Here is a 19,830-nt window from a genome sequence, read left to right as displayed (position 1 = left end):
TTTCTACTTTTTATTTTCTCTATCGGCAAAATTGCCATTTTGCTGAATAGTCGCGATGCCAGCCGTCCTTGCAACAAGCCTGTCGTTGTACTCTTTTCTCATGTGCTGCGGTATGGTCTTTTGCGTTAGCGCAAACAAGATGAGCCCAACATAAAGCACCAAATAGACATAGATGAAGCCAAATGAACCAAAAATTTTCATCGCATAGCTCATAAGAAGTGGCGAGAAAAGCGAGGCAAAAGAGTAGCTAAAAAGCAGCGCGCGTGCCACTTGGACGCTCTTTGTCTTGTCTGTGATCTCGTCATTTGCCCTAGCGAGCGAAAGTCCGTATGTACAAAAAATGCCGCCACCAAAGAAAAATGAGAGGACGTACTGAACTATCAAATTTGAGCCATTTAGCAAAAATAAAACCGCACTGATTAAAGATACAACGCTACAAAGCAAGAGCGCTGGGCGTCTGCCATATTTATCTGAAAAGCCTCCGATAAATGTTTGAGCCAAAAAGCCCCCAGCCATCGCTATAGTCATAAAAAATGACGCCTCTTTTGCGCTATATCCTTGAAGCAAGACAAAGAGGCTTGCCATAGAAAAAAAGCCATTTATCGCAAGTCCTGCAACAAGCGCTCCCACAAGGGCTAGTGGGACGATACCAAAAATTTTTGGGATGTTTATGGGTTGGCGCTGCGGAATTTGAGGTTGGTTTATGCGGATTAAATTTAAAGGTATGCTTGAGAGCATGATAAAGGCTGCACTGATGATGAAAATTTCAAATGCACTAAGATCAAGCGCTAAGATCAAAATTCCAAGTCCAAAGCTCGTGTAGAAAACGCACTCGTAAAAGGCGATGACGCGCGATCTTATCTTGTTTGGGATCTTAGCGTTTAGCCAGCTTTCTATAACCATCAAAAGTGCGTAGTAGCAATATCCCAAAAAGGCTCGCAAAATCGCCCAAAAGATCAAATTTTCACTTATGGCGTGAAGCATGGCTGAGACTGCAAAGATAGCTGAAAAGATAGCAAAAGCTCTGATGTGGCCGGTGGTTGAGATGACCCTGTGCGCTGTGATCGTGCTAATTAACGCTCCTATGAAAAATCCAGTGTTAATTAGTCCAATCGCAAGCTCGCCTACGCCATTTTGTTTAAGAAGCGCACTACAAGATGCGATGACTAGGCCATTGCCTATAAAAAGTAGGCTCATGCCTAAAAATAGCGGTCCCATCGAGCGAATGATCCTAAAGCTACTTGCCATCTGCGTCCTTTCTCAAATTATTTTGCATTATCCCAAAGATAAAAGCTCCAATGGGCATCGGAGCAAGCCCCACTAAAAAGCCAGGCACGTTTAGTAAATTTTCATTTTTTAAAAATATAAATCCAAAAAAAAGCATCGCATACGCAACCAAGCGATAAGGCATAAAGGCTGCTGCAAAGCTTTTATCTTTAAATGAAAATTTCTGCTTTTTTAGCCTTGCTTTTTCATCTTTTAGGCTAAACTCTTTTGCCTCATTTTGGGGCAAAATTTCATCATCTTCTTCATCCTCTTCTTCTATCTTGGCTAAAATTTCCTCTCTTGCATTTTCTAGCCTCGAGTTTATGCGGTTTTTATAGGCAAAAAAGCTAGCTGTTAGGATGATAAGCGAGGCAAAAAATGAAATTTGCGAGCTTATAAAAAATTGATTTGATATAAATTTGCCAACCACGCTAAGAGCTAGCCAAAGCGCAAAGTAGCAAATAAAAAGCCTGCTAATCGTCCTCGTCATCATCGTCTTTTGTGTAGCCTTTATATCTAGTCTCGTCCTTTAGCTCATCTAGGCTTTTAACCTGCGCTTTATAGGCTTTATAGACATTTAAAATAGCAGCTGCGATGCCAATAGCAAAGCCTATCCAAAGCGCTGGCGTGAAATTTGTAGCCTTTTTTACAAGATATCCTAGCCCAGTGCCAAGCAAGATCGCAACTACGATTGAAACGCCAAGACTTAGCTGCTCAGCCCCTGCTACGATATCTTTTATCTTAAATTTTGCCATTAAGCTTTTATCTCCAAAAATGCCTCTTTAGCTGCATTTACCGCTAGATCGATATCAGCTTCACTCATCGCATCGCAGATAAATCCAGTCTCAAACTGGCTAGGTGCAAGATAAATTCCGCGTCTAAGCATCGCTTGGTGAAATTTAGCAAAGAGTTTTGTGTCACTCTTTAGCGCATCGTCGTAGTTTTTTACTGCATGGTCTGTAAAAAAGTAGCCAAACATAGAGCCACGAACCTCGGTTTGGATGGTGATGCCAGCACTTTTTGCTGCCTCTTTGAAGCCCTCCATTAGTCTTTTCGCTAGTTTTTCAAGTCTAGCGTATAAATTTACGTCGCTATTTATCTTTGAAATAGCCGCTATACCAGCGCTCATCGCCACTGGGTTGCCACTTAGCGTGCCTGCTTGATATACTGCACCCTCAGGGCTTAAGCAGTCCATGATCTTAGCCTTACCGCCAAATGCAGCGACGTTCATGCCTCCACCTATAACCTTGCCAAATGTGACAAGATCGGCATCTACTTCATGAAATGGATATGAGCCAAGGCGAGAAGCTCTAAAACCGCTCATAACTTCATCAAGTATAAGCACTGCACCAAATTTATCGCAAAGCGCTCTAAGCTCACGTAAGAATTTCTTATCAGCTGGCACAAGCCCCATATTTCCAGCGATAGGCTCGATTATGACGACGCCTATCTTGTCTTTATTGTTTTCAAAGATGGCTTTTACGCTCTCTATATCGTTGTAGATAGCTAAAAATGTATTTTTCACAACGTCTTGTGGCACGCCGCCGCTTGAAGCGTTGCCGTATGTCGTAGCGCCACTTCCTGCTTTGATAAGAAGTGCGTCGCTGTGTCCGTGGTAGCAGCCCTCAAATTTGATAAGTCCGTCTTTTTTAGCATATCCTCTAGCCACTCTAATAGCACTCATGGTAGCCTCAGTGCCAGAGCTAACGAAGCGAATTTTATCTATTTGTTTAAACTCATCGCATATTAGCTTTGCTAGAGCGGTCTCTTTTGGAGAGGGAGCGCCGTAAGAGACGCCTTGTTTTACAGCAGATATGATCGCTTCTTCTATGTCTTTGTCGCAGTGACCAAAGATGAGCGGACCCCAGCTTTGGATGAAGTCAAGGTATTTTTTGCCCTCGACGTCGTATAGATAAGCACCCCTAGCATGATCTATCATCACAGGCTCGCCTCCAACGCTACCAAATGCACGAACAGGTGAGTTTACGCCGCCTGGGATATATTTTTTAGCTTCGCTAAATGCCTCTTTATTTGTCATTTTTTATCCTTTTGATTTTGTGTTTTTAAATTTGTCTTTTGATTATCTTTTTGATTTGTTACTGGTTTTGCTGGTGACTTTGGTGTCTGGGTGTTAGCTGGCTTTGCAGGATCAGCTGGCTTTACAGGAGCGCTCTTGGCTGGCTCTGCAGTTTGTGCGTTTGGGGCAGCTTTAGCAGGTTGCTCTGGCTGTTTTTGCATAGTAGCAGGCGTGGCTGGCTTAGCTAAATTTTTTGGTGCTACTTTTGCCGCTTTTGCAGGAGGTTTCATCTGATTTGTGATGTATTCATAAAGGATGGTCGTCTCCTCGTCTGTCAAAAAGTAGCTTGGCATGACGCCTTTTGGCTTTGTAAGAGCTGCTTTAAAGCTTTCAAAATCTATATCATTTATCTTTGGCGCTCTAAGCTCATCATCGACCGTTTTGTTTGCCTTTTTGTCAAAGTGCTTGTATTTAGAGATTAGGCTGCCCTCGCCCTTTGCGCCGTGACATTTATCACAGCCTATGCCACGCGGATTTAGGTAGAGCATCTTGGCGTACTCGGTCTTTGTGATAAAATCAGCTCCAAAAATCGCCACGCAAAATAGCAAAATCAAAAAAACAGACCTCATAAACCTCTCTTTTAAAAATTTAATTTATTTTTAGGTATGATACCACCCTTGTGATTAAAAAAGCTTTTAAGTAAGGATCGAATATGAAAATTTTAGACGGAAAAGCCGTATCTTTAAAGGTCAAAGAAAGCGTAAAAGTAAGAGCTGATGAGCTAAAGAAATTTGGTATCGAGCCAACCTTAGCCGTCGTCTTGGTCGGCGAAGATAAGGCATCTCAAACATACGTTAGAGCCAAAGAGAAAGCCTGCAACGAATACGGCATAAAAAGCGTAGCTCACCGTCTAAGCGAAAATACAACCCAAAACGAGCTTCTTGCACTTATAAACGTGCTAAATTTAGACGATAGCATCCATGGCATCTTGGTTCAGCTGCCACTACCAAAGCACATCGATACAAACGTCGTGCTCGCAGCGATCGATCCACGAAAAGATGTAGATGGTTTTCATGCTGTAAATGTTGGCAAACTTGTTAGCGGACTTGATGGCTTTGTGCCTTGCACACCGCTTGGCGTGATGGAGATTTTAAAAGAGTATGGCATAGATGTAGCTGGGCTAAATGCAGTGGTGATCGGCAGAAGCAACATCGTTGGCAAACCTATGGCAAATTTACTTCTAAATGCCTCTGCAACGGTTACAGTGACACACAGCAAGACTAAAAATTTAAAAGAAATTTGCAAAAATGCTGACCTCATTGTTGCAGCCATTGGCAAGCCATTTTTCTTAAAGGCTGACATGGTAAAAGATGGCGCAGTAGTCGTTGATGTGGGTATAAACAGACTTGATGATGGCAGGCTTGTGGGCGATGTGGATTTTGACGAGGTCGCACCAAAATGCTCATACATCACGCCTGTTCCTGGCGGCGTTGGCCCGATGACCATAGCCATGCTTTTAAACAACACAATCCTTGCTGCACAGGCAAAAAAAATTAAAGAGTGAGATAATGAAGAGAGCTTTTACTAAATTTTATGACTTTTGCTCGAGCTGGACAGGCACGGTTATCATCGTTTTGCTTGTCATTTTCTTTGTAGCTCAAGCCTTTGTGATCCCGTCTGGTTCGATGAAAAACACGCTTTTGGTTGGGGATTTTTTATTTGCTAAAAAGTATGTTTATGGCATACCAACACCAAGAATTCCATGGCTTGAGATGAAAATTTTACCTGAGCTAAATGGCAATGGGCATCTCATCACAGGCGATGGTCCTGCAAGAGGCGATATAGTCGTATTTCGCTATCCAAACGATGAGAAAACTCACTTTGTAAAGCGCTGCTTTGCAACCAGCGAGGACGAGATCGTTTTTACCGAAAAAGCCCTCTATCTACGCCCAAAAGAGGGAGATAGCTTTATAAAGGCAAACTGCCGAGAGAATTTAAACGGCAAAGAGAGTAAATTTGGCTACTCGTGTAGCGATATAGCCGAACTTGATGGCAAGCTTTTCATAAAAGAGCCATATAGATTTAGCGGCATCCATTACGACGAAAATGTAAATTTATTTGAGCAGATGGTTTTCATGCTAAATACAAACAAATCAAACGTTTTTATGAAGCCAGCGCTCATTAGCTCACTACCGCAAAATCCAAATTTCAACTTTAACGCTTTTTACGTCAAAGTGCCAAAAGATGAGTACTTTATGATAGGCGACAACCGCGACCACTCAAACGATAGCCGTTTTTGGGGAAGCGTGGCTTACAAAGATATAGTTGGACAGCCTTGGTTTATATATTTTAGCTGGGACAGCAACTACAATGTGCGCTGGGAGCGTATCGGACGCTTTGTAGATACGATAGAAAACGATGAGTTTTTTACAAAACAAGCTTTAAAAGAGGGAGAAGTTGATGGACTTCACTAATTTTGACCCCATAAAAGTCGCCACTATCGTCCTCTCTTTAATAATCGCCATCGTCGGCCACGAGATCGCTCACGGATATGTCGCTTATAAATTTGGCGACAACACCGCAAAAAGCCTTGGCAGACTTAGCATAAATCCGATAAAACACATCGATCTTGTTGGCACTATCATCGTGCCACTGGTGCTTTATCTAAGCACTGGCATGATGTTTGGCTGGGCAAAACCAGTGCCTGTAAATACCTACACAGTCGTGCGAAATGGCGGATACAAGGCAGCTATCTACGTAAGTCTAGCTGGTATTTGTTACAACATCATCCTAGGCATCTTATCGCTTTTTGTGCTAAAGGCTTTGCTAAATATAGAAACCTTTGAAATTTTACTTCAGTTTTTATTTACGCTTGCGCTTTTAAATTTGATGTTAGCCATCTTTAACCTCTATCCGATCCCACCACTTGACGGCTTTCACGCGCTCGAGTATGCGCTTAGAAATTTTGGCTTTCACGCACTAGCAGAAAAGCTTGAGGGTATCTCAAGATATGGATTTGTCATCCTTATCATCATCCTCATTTCGCCTTTAAAAAATACTATCTTTTATCCGACAAGATACGTTTTAGATATCGCAAGCGCCTTTATAAACGGCTAAATTTAGAGCAAATTTGCTCTAAATTTTTGGCTTTGTGATCTTATAAGAGTACTCTTTTTTAAATTCCTCTTTTGGTGCAAGGCTAAATTTAAGCTCTACCTTGCCATCTTTGCTGATATCTTTTTTATCAAAGCCCTTTATCTCGACCTTTACCGCCTCGTCGGCAGATACTGGCACGCGATCGACCAAGGTGACATCGACGCTCTTGCTTGAGTTGTTTTTGACACTTATCTCATAGCCCTCTTCGCTTATTCGCTCTTTGCCAAGAAGCGAGCTCTTTTTAAATTTATTTAAGCGCTCTTTTTTAAGCTCAATTAGCTCGTTTTGTCCCAAAAATAGCTCAGAGGGCTCATCTTTAGCTTTCATCTCAAACTCGCTTGGACTGCCAACACTCACACTATTAACGTAAAACTGCGTTTTAGCTGGCGTTAGATCATCATTTAGCTTAAAGCTAGCTATGTTATATGCCTTTAGTGAGCCGTAAAAATCAGCAAAAACGCTAAAATTTGCATCCATTTTTTGAGTGTCGTAAGTTATATATTTGCTCTCACCTTTTGCTAAATTTATCCCATCTATCTTCCAAATTTTGGCAAACTCATTCTCATCTCTTTGCACACGCATGTCAGCGACCTCAGCAGCGACTTTCGCAGCTCTTAGCATATTTTTTGAAGCGCCGTAACCATCAGCCTCCATCTCGCTCTCCTCGTACCAAGGGTAAAATTTACTTGGAGCAAGCGCTTTTTGATACCTAGTCGGATAGATAGCGAGCTTTAAATTTTTAACTTCACTGGCAAAAGGGTTGGTGAGTAAAATTTCTTGTTTTATCAAGATATTTTTGTTTTTTGTATCTGCATAAATTTCATTTAGCGTCTTTGGAGCCTCATCATCCACGTATGAAAGCGTTGCCTCTTTTGGACTGCAAGCAAATTTCACATCAAGCTGCAAAAACCCAGCCATCTCGCTTTTTGGCTCGTTTTCTTTAAGCGCTTCAAGCTCACTTTTAGCAGCTGAAATTTTCTCGATATTTTCTAGGCTAAATTTATAAAACTCATCAGCTCTTTTTGTCACATCGTTACTTTTGTTTCCTTCTACTAAAGCCTGCTCTATAAACCTACCTCTTGCATTTAGCGCCTCAAGCTTGCTACTTAAATTTGCAACTTCTTGCTTCCATTTTATGTAACTTGGGCTATTTTCTTCGCTGATCTTTTTTAGATAAGCATTCGCGTCACAATCCCCATTTATCGTGATGCTCTCACTCTGCACACCCTCTGGCACAAAGGCGCTAAAAGAGCTATTTGCGTCACTAAATTTTTGAGTGATGATGGTTTGATCTGTGTAGATCTCTATTAGATTTTCATTTGCAAAGGCTAGCATAGAAGCCACTAAAAAGAGCGCTTTTTTCACATTTTCTCCTTTAAATTTTTGGTAAATTATAGCTTCATTTTGGCTGAGAGTAAAATTTTATTTTAATGCAACTTTGACTATAATCAACAAAAAATTTAACGGACTTTTCATGAAGATAGACAAAGTTTTCTTAGCTAGCGATCACGCTGGTTTTGAGCTAAAAAACGAGCTTAAAGAGGCTATTAAAGGGCTTGGATACGAAGTAGTTGATCTTGGCACAAACGATAAAAATAGCGTTGATTACCCTGATTATGCGCATTTGCTGGCGAGCAAGCTTGAGCCTAACTGCTACGGCGTGCTAGTTTGTGGCACTGGCATAGGTATATCAATAGCTGCAAACAGGCACGAAAACGTAAGATGCGCCCTTTGTCACGACGAATTTACCGCTAGACTTGCAAGAGAGCACAACGACGCAAACGTAATCGCTTTTGGCGCAAGGGTTATTGGCGCAGGCGTGGCTATCTCGGCGGTTGAAGCCTTTTTAAAGACTGAGTTTGCAGGCGGCAGACACGAAAGAAGAGTCAAAAAAATAGAGCTTGAGGCAGGCAAATGATAGGCGAGTGGATCGTTTTTACCGCTCTTGTTTGTGCTGCGATCTACCTAACCGTCATGGTTTTTTACTTCAAAACGCTTCTAAAAAAAGAGCGTGCGACAAAAGATTTTATGAAAAATAACCTCCAAGACACCGAGGTCGTCATAAGAAAATTTCAGATCCAACTTCAACGAAGTCTAGGCAACATCGACATCTTGACAGACGAGCTAAACAAAACTAAAAACGACGTAACCTCACTTCGCACAAGAAATTCCCAGTACCGCTTAGAAAACGACAAGCTAAGACAACGAATTCGTGAGCTTGAAGGCAAGATCGAAGCGCTACTTTAACATCAAATTTAAGGAAATTTATGAAAATTTTAGATCAAGAAGGCAAAGAATTTTTACTAAACTCTATTCGCTGCATAAACGACTTTCCAAAGCCTGGCATAGTCTTTCGCGACATCACGACGCTACTAAACAACAAAGAGGCATTTAACTTTTTGATAGATCATTTGGTGGCTAGATATGAGGACGCAAAGATTGATTACATCGCTGGCATAGAGTCACGAGGCTTTATCTTTGGCGCGGCGCTTGCAGCAAGACTAAGGCTACCTTTTGTGCCTATTCGCAAGCCAAAAAAACTACCTTTTATCACGCTTTCTCAAAAGTATAGCCTAGAATACGGCGTCGATGAAGTGCAAATTCACATCGATGCTTTTGGAGAAAAAGCAGGCGCTAGAGTGCTTTTGATGGACGATCTCATAGCCACTGGAGGCACTGCAAAAGCTTCAGTTGAGCTTATCAATCAAACTAACGCAACCTGCGTAGAAGCGTGCTTTCTCATAGATCTAGTCGATCTAAAAGGTAGCGAAAAGCTAAAGTCGCTTACTAAAATTTACAGCGTTTTAGAGGTTTAGAATGGAAGAGTTTTTTATAGAACTGCTTAAAGAGTACGGCTACATCATACTTTTTGTCTGGTGTATCATGGAAGGCGAGATGGCCTTAATAATGGCTGGAATTCTCGCGCACACCACGCACATGCACATCGCGCTTGCTATCTTTGTGGCTGGACTTGGAGGCTTTGTGGGAGATCAAATTTACTTCTACCTTGGCCGTTACAATAAAAAATACATCGCAAAAAGGCTTCACACGCAGCGGAGAAAATTTGCAGTGGCGCACATAATGCTGAAAAAATACGGCTGGCCGATCATCTTTTTACAACGCTATATGTATGGCTTTCGTGTCATCATACCGCTTTGCATAGGACTTACTGGCTATGATGCTAAAAAATACGCCTTTATAAATTTGATCAGCGCTTGGTGCTGGGCGGCGATCACCACCATACCTGCTTGGATACTTGGCAAGCATATATTGGTGCTGCTTCAAAAGGCAAAAGAGCACTGGTATGTCGCTATCCCAGTGGTTGCCATATTTATGGGGCTTTTGATCTATACATTTAAGCGCATCGAAAATAAAATTTTAAACGAAAGGAGAGATAGAAGACATGCAGTTTCAAATAGTTGATAAGAAATTAAAAGATATAAAAGCTGATATTGAACTAATTTTCGTAGTGGATAAGGAGTTAAAACATAAATTTATAGGCGATAAAGAGGCTATTAAATTTAACAATTACAAAGGCGATAGCGTCCTCATCCTAAGCGAAGCAAAAAGGGCTTACGTGCCACTTTCTAAGCTTGATCTTGACGAGCTTAGAGTTGCAGCCGCTAAAGCTTATAACGCACTAAAATCGTTAAATATTAAGAGCATAAAGCTAGCTTCTTACGTAGCGCAGTGCCAAAAACTAAGCTTTGAAGCGCTAGCTGAGGGCTTTTTACTTGGAAGCTACGAATTTAACAAATATAAAGAGAAAAAAGATAAATACACCCTAAAAGAGATCATCTTTTCAACTGAAGAATTTGCTGGCAAAAAGGTCGATCTAAAGGCTGCAAATGAGGGCTTTAAAGAGGCGGAGATAATAGCAAGTGCTACAAATTTCACAAAAGATATCGTAAATGAAATCCCAGAAATTTACACACCGCAAAAGATGGCGCAAGACGCTTTAAATTTAGCCAAAAACATCGCCAGCATAAAGTGCGAGGTCTATGACGAGAAATTTCTAGCTAAAGAGAATATGAACGCATTTTTGGCGGTAAATCGCGCAAGCGTGCATAAACCAAGGCTCATCCACCTAACCTATAAGCCTAAAAAGTCTAAAAAACGCATCATTTTTGTCGGCAAAGGCCTAACATACGATAGCGGTGGCCTTAGCTTAAAGCCTGCTGATTATATGCTCACTATGAAATCAGACAAAAGCGGCGCAGCAGCAGCTCTTGGCATCATAAAAGGTGCAGCGGAGCTAAATTTACCATTTGAAATTCACGCCATTTTAGGCGCAACCGAAAATATGATCGGTGGCAACGCCTATAAGCCAGATGATGTGCTTATTTCAAGAAGTGGAATTAGCATAGAGGTTAGAAACACCGACGCAGAGGGACGTTTGGTCTTGGCTGATTGCCTAAGCTATGCACAAGACTTTAAGCCAGACATCTTAATCGACATGGCAACCTTAACTGGCGCTTGCGTCGTGGGGCTTGGAGAATACACGACAGGCATCATGGGCAACAGCGAGAGCCTAAAAAATGAGTTTAAAAACAAGATAAAAGATAGCGGTGAGCTAGCGACTACGCTTGATTTTAACCCTTATCTTAGCGAGCTTATCAAAAGCCAGATCGCAGACGTTAGTAACTGCGCCTCAAGCAGATATGGCGGCGCGATCACAGCTGGTATGTTTCTAGCTAAATTTATCAAAGATGAGTATAAAGACAAGTGGCTACACCTTGATATCGCAGGTCCAGCATACCGCGAAAAGGCTTGGGGATACAACCAAGCAGGTGCGAGCGGGGCTGGCGTGAGGATGAATTTATACTTTTTACAAGCACTTAGCAAGGAGAATTGATGGGACTTTCAGTTGGAATAGTAGGCCTGCCAAATGTGGGCAAATCAACGACATTTAACGCACTTACAAAGGCACAAAACGCCGAAAGTGCGAACTATCCGTTTTGCACTATCGAGCCAAACAAAGCCATCGTGCCAGTGCCTGATAAGCGCCTAAACGAGCTTGCAAAGATAGTTAGTCCAAATAAAATTCAATACTCAACCATCGAATTCGTAGATATCGCAGGCCTTGTAAAAGGGGCTAGCTCTGGCGAGGGACTTGGCAATAAATTTTTATCAAACATCAGAGAAACCGAGCTTATCTTACACATAGTTCGCTGCTTTGAGGATGAAAATATCACCCATGTCGAGGGTAGCGTCGATCCAGTAAGAGACATCGAGATCATCCAAACCGAGCTGATACTAGCTGACATCGAGCAGCTAAATAAAAAGATAGAAAAGCTCACAAGAGAGGCGAAAGCAAACGCAAAAGGCGCAAAAGAGGCGCTTGAGATAGCAAATTTGCTTCTTGCTCACCTAAATGATGGCAAAAGCGCAAGTAGCTTTGAGCAAAGAGATAGCGAGGCATTTTTGGCACTTAACAAAGAGCTAAGACTTCTAAGTGCAAAAGAGGTAGTTTATGGCGCAAATGTTGATGAAGAAGGACTTAGCGAAGATAATAAATTTGTAAAAGCGCTAAAAGAGTATGCTAAGGCCTCAGACCACGAGGTGATCAAGCTTTGCGCCAAGGTTGAAGAGGAGCTAATAGGTCTAAGCGACGAAGAGGCGCATGAGTTTTTGGCATCTCTTGGTACGAGTGAGAGCGGCCTTGAAAAGATCATCAAAACGTCTTTTGCAAAGCTAAATTTGATAAGCTATTTCACCGCTGGCGTCGTGGAAGTAAGGGCTTGGACGATCACAAATGGCTGGAAAGCGCCAAAAGCAGCAAGCGTCATCCACAACGACTTTGAGAGAGGCTTTATCAGAGCTGAAGTGATAAGCTATGATGACTACATCGCACATGGCGGCGAAAACGGAGCCAAAGAGGCTGGTAAGATGAGACTTGAGGGCAAAGACTACGTCGTGCAAGATGGCGATGTTATGCACTTTAGATTTAATGTCTAAATTTAGCCCTTTTTGGGCTAAATAGCTAAAATTTTCATAAAAATATTTAACCCTTGGGTTGCAAGGCAAATTTAAATTTTTTATAACAAGTTTTAAAAAATACGATAAGTCGTAATCTTATATCTTATTAATATATTTAAATGATGTAAAAGCTATCGACTTAGTAAAACAAATAACAGCTTACAGATGAGCCAATTAAATCTTAACCCTAGAGAAATTTTGGTAGATAAAATAATGCGCTCATCTTCTTTTACAAGCCTTCATACATATAATATTTTGAATACTATAACTCATATTGTAATGAATATATAAAAATTTACTCATATGCTTAGCATATTTATCTTATAAGTCTGATCGCTTCAGCAAATTTAAACTCTTTGTTTTCAAAGAGGTTAAATTTGTTCGCATCTTTTTCGCCAAGCATGACAATGGTTGAGCCAAGCTCGAAATTTCCAAGACGCTCGCCCTTTTTGATGTGTAAATTTTCATACTCATAAATTTGTGTGAAATTTGCCACCACATTTATTTGGATGTGCTCATCAAAACAAAATCTCATCTTGCTAGCGTTTAGCGCGCCCACAAAAATAAGGTCGTTAGATAGGCTAAATTTATATTGGCATTAGTTATTCTTTTTAAAGCCAAATAATACAAATTTGTTTTTGCAGGTTGATTTACCGCCTTACAAATTTAATTATTTATCTTTTTGCAAATTCTTTTTATAATCCTTATGCACCATAAAGCATGCACATATAAAAACAAAAATCGTTACAGCTAGGATTAGATTAAATTTTGCCCTGGCATAAAAACTCCTACTTTGTAAATTTAAACCTCTTTTGCGCTGTTTTTAAAGACATTTACCACGCTGGCTCGTTTGTGGCAAATTTCAGCATACTCTTTTTCGCTCTTTGAGTCATAGACTATGCCAGCTCCAGCTCCGATATATACGTCACTAAAGCCGTTTTTAGCTGGCACAAAGATGGCTGAGCGGATAAGGATCGCCACCTGAGCGTCGCCACTAAAATGCAAAAATCCAATGCCCCCGCCATAGATATTTCGCTCAAAAATTTCAAGCTCATTGATTATCTGCATCGCTCTGATCTTTGGCGCACCGCTTAACGTGCCAGCTGGGAAGATGCTAGCTAACACGTCAAAAAGGTTAAGCTCCCTAGCGCACTTGCCATAGACGTCGCTCACGATGTGCATCACTTTTTCAAATTTCTGGATATGCATCGCATTTTTTACCGCCACACTCTTTGGCTCTGAGACCCTGCCGATGTCATTTCTGGCAAGGTCGATTAGCATCTTATGTTCAGCGAGCTCCTTTTCATCACTTAATAGCTCATTTTCAAGCGCCAAGTCAGCGTTTGCATCGCCACCTCTTGGTCTTGTGCCAGCGATCGGTGCTACAAAAATTTGCTCACTTTTCATCTCAAAAACAAGCTCAGGCGACGAGCCAACCACATCGCCATAAGGCGTAGGAAAATGAAACATATATGGGCTTGGATTTGCGGTGGCTAGCTTTTTGTAAAAGTCCAAGCTGCTCATATTCGTTGAAATTTCAAGTAGCTCGCCAAGCACCACTTGAAAGACGTCGCCACTTCTTATGTATTCTTTTGCCACTTCAACCATATCTTCAAAGTGTTTCTTTTCACTACTAAGATCAGTTTTTATGCTAAATTCACACTCTTTTTCGCCCTTATGCTCTGCCTTTAAATTTAGCAAAAAGTCATAATACCTCTCTTTATCTCCATAAAAAGTGTAAATTTTACTCATCTTATCAAAGTGCAGATATGCTTTAGCATCGGCGTAGATAAATTTTGGAAACTCATACTTTTTAGCCTTCTCTTCGCCGATATACTCAAAGTATCTCACGCCATCATAAGCAAAGACGCCAAAAAGCCCAGCAAAAGGTGCAAGCGATCTGTTACGATTAGTATCAAAGTAGCTTCTAAGTCCGTAAAAGTCCATATCCTTTTCGTCGATATATTCGCAGTCGATGCCGATTATCGTCTGTGTCTTGTCTTCAGCAAGGTAGCTATTTTTAAATTTTTCTCTGATCGCTTCGTAATAAAAAAGTGGTTGTTCTAAGAGCATATTTTTCCTTTTAAATTTTTATTGATTATAAAAAATTTTCGCTTTTACTTTTTAGAATTTTGGCTAAATTTTTAAATTTACGCCTTTTTTACTATTTTTTTAAGAGCCCCTTGGCTAAAATTTGCACCAGTCAAGGGAGAAAAAATGCTTTTTGTAGAACTATTTATAATCGGTATCGGCGTTGGTTACATCGCCGGGTTTTTTGGCATCGGTGGCGGCACGGTCGTCGTTCCTATCATGGTCGCCTTTGGATATGGCGTCAAAACTGCCATTGGCATAAGCGTCATGCAGATGATCTTTAGTGCGACATTTGGCTCGTATCTAAACTACAAAGCTGGGCTTTTGAAGCTAAATCGCGGCGTCTTTTTGGGGCTTGGAGGCTTGGTTGGAGCTAGCTTTAGTGGCATCATCGTATCGCACGCGCCAGCACTCTTACTTGAGTCTATGCTACTTGCGACATTTGTCTTTTCGCTTGTAAAACTATACTTTTCGCCAAACAGCGACGGCTCAAATGCGAATAATTCGCTCTTTTTGCTATTTTTAGTTGGCGTTTTTGTTGGCGTTTTTGCCATTAGCATCGGCATCGGTGGAGGCGTCTTTATCGCTCCTATCTTGGTTGGCTTTTTGCGTTATGAGCTTAAAAAAGCCGTTTCTATGGGCGTGTTTTTCGTTATGTTTGCAGCCATTGCTGGCTTCATCTCACTCTCACTAAATGGTCACATCTCATACGCTGAGGGCACATTTTTAGGTCTTGGCTCGCTAATAGGCGCATACTTTGGCACCAAAAAGACGCAAAATACCGACAAAAAAACACTTAAAAAATGGTTTTTGGTCTTTTACATAGCGATGATATGTTTGATATTAAAAGATATGTTTTTTGAGTAAGAGCATGGCTAAATTTGCCACGCTCTTTTTTAAATTTCTTCGAAAAAGTAAGCTTCACTTAGTTTAAAAGCAAGCTCTTTTAGCTCATCTTCGCTTAAATTTACGCCCTTTGCGATCTCTTTAAGGCTGGCTTTGCCGTCAAATTTCAATGCAGCTTTGATCTCTTCAACGCTTAAGTTTAGCTTGCCATTTAGCTCATTTGCTAAAGATATAACTGGCGAGCTTGTCTCCAAAAAATACCCAAGATAGGCTGCAGCTCTAGGCTTTAGCCTAGTTTTTTTAGGCTCATAAGCAAGTGCTGCAAGCTTTGAGGATGAAAATTTAGTGTTTTGATCATTTAAAATTTCAAGTAGCCCCATAAAGGCTTCACCCTCGCTCTCTCCAAGTGCGGCCTTTACTTCACTTAAATTTAGACTTTGCGGATAGGCTTTGCTTAAAATTTCTTGCGTTTTTGTCCTTGGCTGCTCACTAAAATATGCAAAATAAACCCTATCAAGCTCGCTCTCTCCAAGCACCGCATCAAAGTCATCAGCGCCACCAAGCCTTTCTTTGTGCGCAATGAGGCTCTTTCTAAAAGATCTATTAAACAAAAAGTCGTTTAGCTGCTCTTTTTTGATGCGGGTGTTGTAGCTTTGCTCGATGTGCGCGTCAAAGCGGTAGATCCCAGTCGAGCTTGCAAAGATATCGTTTAGAGAGGCGTCTATGACGTAGCAAAGCCCGTGTTTATCGATGTGCTTGGCAAATTTATGAAAATAAGTTGGCTCGTTGCTCGCCTCCAAAAAGTCATGCAAAATGTAATAATCACTACCCTTTGCGATGATGCCTTGTAAGAAATTTAGCTGCGTTAAAAGTAGCTTCATGCTGTCTTTATAGACGACGTCGCTTTGGTTTTGCAGGCTAAATTTCAAATAATCCTGCAAAAAATTTAACTCCTCTTTGACGTGAGGTAGCGACTCTTTATCGCCCCTGTTTGCGCTCGCAAAGAGCATGAAATCCCTTAAGATATCAAGGCTCTTCCAACCTGGGTAGGTGTTATAAGAGACGTAGGCGATGCCATCTTTGCTAAGTAGCGCCTTTATCGTTGCAAGTAGCGCGTCTCTTACGTTTGGGCTCACCCAGCTATAAACGCCGTGGGCGATGATGTAGTCAAACTCGCCAAGCTCCTTGATATCGTGCTCATTCATGTGCAAAAAGTCACGCTCAAGAAGGGTGAAATTTTCTAATTTCATCTTCTTTGCGATCTTGTTGCCCTCTTCTACTTGGTGGCTTGAGATGTCGATGCCAACGACCTTTGCCTCTTTGTGAGAAGCTGCAAATGGCAAGATGTTGCCACCATACGATGAGCCAAGCTCAAGCACTCTGGCATCTTTTAAATTTGCCGCCTTTAGCCCAAGAAATTTAGCCACCGCCTCTATCCTAACGGGCGAGCAGTCACTAAATGCAGCTGAGAAATAAGGAATTTCGTCGTAAGCTTTTTTTGCCTTGTTCATCAGCCGTGCTTTCTGGCAAATTCTCTCATAAACTCGCCAAGTTTATCAACGTCGCTTTGGCTAACGGCGTTGTAGATAGAGGCTCTTATGCCGCCAAGATGTCTGTGACCTTTTAGCCCTAACATACCCTCTTTTAGCGCCTCTTCGACGAAAACTGGCTCAAGCGCATGATCTTTTGGTATCGTAAAGCTCACGTTCATATCTGACCTGCTTGATTTTTTGGCGTGACCCACGTAAAAGCCATTTGAGCTGTCTATGATGCTATAAAGCGTGCTTGCTTTTTTGGCGTTTATCTTCTCAACCTCGGCAAGCCCGCCAAGATCTAGCAGGTGCTGCATGGTTAAATTTAAAAGATAAATTCCAAAAGTTGGCGGTGTGTTATAGAGCGAGTTTGCCTCTACGTGCGTTTTATAGCGCAAAAACATAGGGACGTTTTGGCTGCTCACGCGATCAACTAGGTCTTTTCTTAAAATAACGATAGTCACGCCGCTTGGGCCCGCATTTTTCTGAGCGCCACCATAAAGCAAGCCGATACTGCTAAAATCAAGCGGTCTAGCGAAAAAATCACTCGAAGCATCGACAACAAGGGGCGATTTGGTCTTTGGCATAGCCTTATACTGCGTGCCGTAAATCGTGTTGTTTGAGCAGATGTAGGCGTAGTCGGCGTCATCGCTAAATTTAAACTCAGGGATGTAAGAGAAATTTTCATCCTCGCTGCTTGCGACGACATCTACATTTACGCCAAGCACTTTTGCCTCTTTGATCGCTTTGTTTGTCCAAACGCCAGTGTTTGCATATTCAGCCCTGCCACCTTGATATAAATTCATCGGTATCATGCTAAATTGCAAGTGTGCGCCGCCTTGCAAAAATAAAATTTCATACTCATCGCCGATGCCGTAAAGCTTTCTTATCTTCTCCATCGCGCCAAAGTGGATCTCCTCAAAGGTCTTGCTTCTGTGGCTGATCTCCATGATCGAGTAGCCCTCGCCTCTGTAGTCGGTAAATTCGGCTTTTGCGTGCTCTAAAACGTCTAGCGGTATCACGCTTGGGCCTGCGCTAAAGTTGATTTTTCTACTCATTTTTACTCCTTGATAATTGCTTTTTTATGTGTATTTTGCGAGATAAGCTCGATCTCATCATTCAAATTTAAATCCCTAAGATCAGCTCTCTTGCCATCTTTTCTAACCTCTATAAGCCCCTTAGTGCTCTCAAAAAAGAGCTCCCTCATCTCATAAGCCTTCTCAAGCGAGCCAAGAGCTGAGCTAAGAAGCAAGATCTTTCTTTGCACGGCGTTAGTTAGGGCATTTTGCTTGTTTGCCACCTCGCTAAATTTTAGCTTGATCCTAGCTTTTAGAGCGTTTGATGAAAATTTAGAAAGTAGTAAATTTAATAAATTTTGCTTCTTTGTGATCTTTAAATTTAAGGCACTATCAAGATCGTCGCTGAGTCTGTCAAGATACTGAAAAAACGCCTCTTCATCAGGCAAAAGATCAAGCATGGCTGCACTTGGCGTAAGCGATCTGCGGTCTGCTACAAAGTCGCTTATAACATAGTCGATCTCATGTCCGATAGCGCTTATGACTGGCGTTTTTGTAGCGTAAATTTCACGCGCTAGACCCTCGTCGTTAAAGCACCAAAGATCCTCTTTGCTGCCACCTCCTCTAGCCAAAACGATCACATCAACGCCGTATTTATCGGCTCTGCGTAAGGCTTTTATGAGCGAGCTTGGGGCATTTTCGCCCTGAGTTAGCGCGTCAAATATATAAATTTCACTTAGCTTCCAGCGGCTCTTTACCACCTTTAGCATATCCTGAAGTGCGGCTGAAGTGGCGCTTGTGACAAGGGCTATTTTTTTAGGTAAATTTGGTATCTCTTTTTTTGCGCCGATGTCAAAAAGTCCCTCGTTTTCGAGCTTTTCTTTAAGCTGTCTAAACGCAAGCTCAAGCTCGCCCTCGCCATCAGGCAGCATAGCACTAGCCACCAGCTGATACGACCCACTTGGCGAATAAATGGTCACTTTGCCATAAATTTTGACCTTCAAGCCCTCTTTTGGCAAGAATTTTACCTTTTGGTTATTCATACGATACATCACAGCGGAGATGCTTGACTTTTCGTCCTTTAGCGTGAAGTACCAGTGCCCAGAAGCGTGCTTTGTTAGGCGTGAAATTTCGCCACTTACCTCGACGTAGTCAAGGGTTGCCTCAAGCAGTGCCTTTGCTTTTTCGTTTAGCTCAGATACGCTAAGCATTGATCTCTTTGACCTTTTTGGCGATAAATAGCGTCGAGATATCCATGCTAAAGCCCTTGCAAAGCTCTATCTCAAAGCCAGCCTCCACAAGCTCGTCGCAAAAACTCTTTGCATCGAGGAAATTTTCTATCGAGCTTGGCAGATACTCGTATGCCTCTTTGTTTTTCGAGATAAAGCCGCCGATACTTGGTAAAATTTTACTTAGGTAAAAATCTCTTAGCACAGTTATAAAGCCCTTTTTCTGGCGTTTGGTAAACTCTAATACGACTACGTAGCCACCATCAGCTAGGACCCTATTAAACTCCCTAAGCGCAGCCTTTCGCTCGACCACGTTTCTTATGCCGTAGCTTATGCTTAAAATTTGAGCCTCACCGCTTGCAAGCGTTGTATTATCAGCGTAGGCTTCTATAAATTTAAAATTTGGAAATTTCGCCCTAGCCTCTTTTAGCATGCCGCTTGATGGGTCGATGCCAGTTAGGCTTTTCACCTCTACGCCAAATTCTTTTGAAATTTCGCTCCAAAGCCCCATCATATCGCCAGTGCCGCAAGCCACATCCACAATATTTATGCTTTTATTTTTAAAAATTTCTAGCATATACCTGCAGGCAAATTTCCTCCAGCTCACGTCCACGCCAAGGCTTAGCACCCTGTTTGCGACGTCGTAAGTCGGAGCGATCTGATTAAACATATCAACTATTTTTTCTTGTTTTTGCATA

The 19,830-nt window shown here is 41.7% G+C and carries 21 protein-coding genes and 1 pseudogene; 10 read left to right on the top strand and 12 right to left on the bottom strand.

The genetic code is table 11. The features are described 5' to 3' along the window. Positions 1–3: 3 nt before the first annotated feature. The 5 genes and pseudogenes from CYO89_RS05410 to CYO89_RS10365 all read right to left on the bottom strand — a co-directional run. Positions 4–1,248 (bottom strand): MFS transporter, encoded by a 1,245-nt coding sequence (locus CYO89_RS05410; protein WP_103597423.1) that lies wholly within the window; start codon positions 1,246–1,248, stop codon positions 4–6. Next, positions 1,238–1,756, bottom strand: coding sequence for a hypothetical protein (locus CYO89_RS05405; RefSeq protein ID WP_258032533.1), 519 nt, complete (start codon positions 1,754–1,756; stop codon positions 1,238–1,240). The genes CYO89_RS05410 and CYO89_RS05405 overlap by 11 nt, the downstream gene beginning before the upstream one ends. Beyond that, complete coding sequence (locus CYO89_RS05400) at positions 1,740–2,021, bottom strand: AtpZ/AtpI family protein (protein ID WP_012001455.1); 282 nt, start codon at positions 2,019–2,021, stop codon at positions 1,740–1,742. The genes CYO89_RS05405 and CYO89_RS05400 overlap by 17 nt, the downstream gene beginning before the upstream one ends. Continuing rightward, the gene (gene hemL / locus CYO89_RS05395; protein WP_103597420.1) at positions 2,021–3,304 is read right to left on the bottom strand and encodes a glutamate-1-semialdehyde 2,1-aminomutase; all 1,284 of its coding nucleotides are present in this window, start codon (positions 3,302–3,304) and stop codon (positions 2,021–2,023) included. The genes CYO89_RS05400 and hemL overlap by 1 nt, the downstream gene beginning before the upstream one ends. A 272-nt stretch (positions 3,305–3,576) precedes the next feature. After that, a pseudogene (locus CYO89_RS10365) lies at positions 3,577–3,912 on the bottom strand (c-type cytochrome); the annotation flags it as partial. Between the two features lie 83 nt (positions 3,913–3,995). Here CYO89_RS10365 and folD point away from each other — a divergent pair. From folD to CYO89_RS05375, 3 genes are read left to right on the top strand one after another with little or no spacing between them, the layout of a single operon-like run. After that, a complete protein-coding gene (folD, locus tag CYO89_RS05385) occupies positions 3,996–4,847 on the top strand; it encodes a bifunctional methylenetetrahydrofolate dehydrogenase/methenyltetrahydrofolate cyclohydrolase FolD (protein WP_103597416.1) in 852 nt (283 codons plus the stop codon). A 4-nt stretch (positions 4,848–4,851) separates the two neighbouring features. Beyond that, a complete protein-coding gene (gene lepB, locus CYO89_RS05380; protein ID WP_103597415.1) occupies positions 4,852–5,757 on the top strand; it encodes a signal peptidase I in 906 nt (301 codons plus the stop codon). Further along, positions 5,744–6,400 (top strand): site-2 protease family protein, encoded by a 657-nt coding sequence (locus CYO89_RS05375; protein WP_103597413.1) that lies wholly within the window; start codon positions 5,744–5,746, stop codon positions 6,398–6,400. The genes lepB and CYO89_RS05375 overlap by 14 nt, the downstream gene beginning before the upstream one ends. An 18-nt stretch (positions 6,401–6,418) precedes the next feature. Here CYO89_RS05375 and CYO89_RS05370 read toward each other — a convergent pair whose 3' ends face one another. Continuing rightward, positions 6,419–7,804: a DUF4139 domain-containing protein gene (locus CYO89_RS05370; RefSeq protein WP_103597411.1), complete on the bottom strand. Its 1,386-nt coding sequence runs from the start codon at positions 7,802–7,804 to the stop codon at positions 6,419–6,421. A 109-nt stretch (positions 7,805–7,913) separates the two neighbouring features. Between CYO89_RS05370 and rpiB the strand changes: the two genes are divergently transcribed. Genes rpiB through ychF form a run of 6 tightly spaced genes read left to right on the top strand, consistent with a single transcriptional unit; the run spans position 7,914 to position 12,397 of the window. Then, the gene (rpiB, locus tag CYO89_RS05365; RefSeq protein WP_021086444.1) at positions 7,914–8,357 is read left to right on the top strand and encodes a ribose 5-phosphate isomerase B; all 444 of its coding nucleotides are present in this window, start codon (positions 7,914–7,916) and stop codon (positions 8,355–8,357) included. Next, positions 8,354–8,686 carry a hypothetical protein gene (locus CYO89_RS05360; protein WP_002939538.1) on the top strand — a complete coding sequence of 111 codons (333 nt, stop codon included), beginning with the start codon at positions 8,354–8,356 and terminating at the stop codon, positions 8,684–8,686. Before rpiB ends, CYO89_RS05360 begins: the two co-directional genes overlap by 4 nt. Positions 8,687–8,706: 20 nt before the next feature. After that, the gene (apt, locus tag CYO89_RS05355) at positions 8,707–9,255 is read left to right on the top strand and encodes an adenine phosphoribosyltransferase (RefSeq protein WP_103597409.1); all 549 of its coding nucleotides are present in this window, start codon (positions 8,707–8,709) and stop codon (positions 9,253–9,255) included. Position 9,256: 1 nt separating this feature from the next. Further along, positions 9,257–9,862: a DedA family protein gene (locus tag CYO89_RS05350; RefSeq protein ID WP_012001446.1), complete on the top strand. Its 606-nt coding sequence runs from the start codon at positions 9,257–9,259 to the stop codon at positions 9,860–9,862. Continuing rightward, positions 9,843–11,294 carry a leucyl aminopeptidase gene (locus tag CYO89_RS05345; RefSeq protein WP_103597407.1) on the top strand — a complete coding sequence of 484 codons (1,452 nt, stop codon included), beginning with the start codon at positions 9,843–9,845 and terminating at the stop codon, positions 11,292–11,294. Before CYO89_RS05350 ends, CYO89_RS05345 begins: the two co-directional genes overlap by 20 nt. Next, a complete protein-coding gene (ychF, locus tag CYO89_RS05340; RefSeq protein ID WP_009294641.1) occupies positions 11,294–12,397 on the top strand; it encodes a redox-regulated ATPase YchF in 1,104 nt (367 codons plus the stop codon). The genes CYO89_RS05345 and ychF overlap by 1 nt, the downstream gene beginning before the upstream one ends. Before the next feature lie 337 nt (positions 12,398–12,734). On the opposite strand, the gene CYO89_RS05335 is transcribed toward ychF, so the two are convergent. Together CYO89_RS05335 and CYO89_RS05330 are read right to left on the bottom strand one after the other, a co-directional pair. Continuing rightward, on the bottom strand, positions 12,735–12,977 hold the full coding sequence (locus CYO89_RS05335; protein ID WP_430516209.1) for a phosphatidylserine decarboxylase: 243 nt from the start codon (positions 12,975–12,977) through the stop codon (positions 12,735–12,737). Positions 12,978–13,219: 242 nt separating this feature from the next. Then, complete coding sequence (locus CYO89_RS05330; protein WP_103597405.1) at positions 13,220–14,491, bottom strand: anthranilate synthase component I family protein; 1,272 nt, start codon at positions 14,489–14,491, stop codon at positions 13,220–13,222. Between the two features lie 144 nt (positions 14,492–14,635). On the opposite strand from CYO89_RS05330, the gene CYO89_RS05325 reads away from it, so the two are divergent. Beyond that, positions 14,636–15,376: a sulfite exporter TauE/SafE family protein gene (locus tag CYO89_RS05325; RefSeq protein WP_103597404.1), complete on the top strand. Its 741-nt coding sequence runs from the start codon at positions 14,636–14,638 to the stop codon at positions 15,374–15,376. A 29-nt stretch (positions 15,377–15,405) separates the two neighbouring features. Here CYO89_RS05325 and CYO89_RS05320 read toward each other — a convergent pair whose 3' ends face one another. The 4 genes from CYO89_RS05320 to ubiE are packed head-to-tail and all read right to left on the bottom strand — an operon-like array spanning position 15,406 to position 19,829. Continuing rightward, positions 15,406–16,866 (bottom strand): class I SAM-dependent methyltransferase, encoded by a 1,461-nt coding sequence (locus CYO89_RS05320; protein WP_103597402.1) that lies wholly within the window; start codon positions 16,864–16,866, stop codon positions 15,406–15,408. Further along, a complete protein-coding gene (serC, locus tag CYO89_RS05315; protein WP_103597401.1) occupies positions 16,866–17,945 on the bottom strand; it encodes a phosphoserine transaminase in 1,080 nt (359 codons plus the stop codon). The genes CYO89_RS05320 and serC overlap by 1 nt, the downstream gene beginning before the upstream one ends. 2 nt (positions 17,946–17,947) lie before the next feature. Beyond that, positions 17,948–19,114 (bottom strand): exodeoxyribonuclease VII large subunit, encoded by a 1,167-nt coding sequence (gene xseA, locus CYO89_RS05310; RefSeq protein WP_103597399.1) that lies wholly within the window; start codon positions 19,112–19,114, stop codon positions 17,948–17,950. Further along, positions 19,107–19,829: a bifunctional demethylmenaquinone methyltransferase/2-methoxy-6-polyprenyl-1,4-benzoquinol methylase UbiE gene (gene ubiE / locus CYO89_RS05305; protein ID WP_103597397.1), complete on the bottom strand. Its 723-nt coding sequence runs from the start codon at positions 19,827–19,829 to the stop codon at positions 19,107–19,109. Before ubiE ends, xseA begins: the two co-directional genes overlap by 8 nt. Position 19,830 lies beyond the last annotated feature (1 nt).

This window comes from Campylobacter concisus, assembly GCF_002913765.1.
GTDB classification, from domain to species: domain Bacteria; phylum Campylobacterota; class Campylobacteria; order Campylobacterales; family Campylobacteraceae; genus Campylobacter_A; species Campylobacter_A concisus_BB.
Note: the sequence above shows the minus strand (reverse complement) of the source record. Positions and strands in the feature narration are given on the sequence as shown.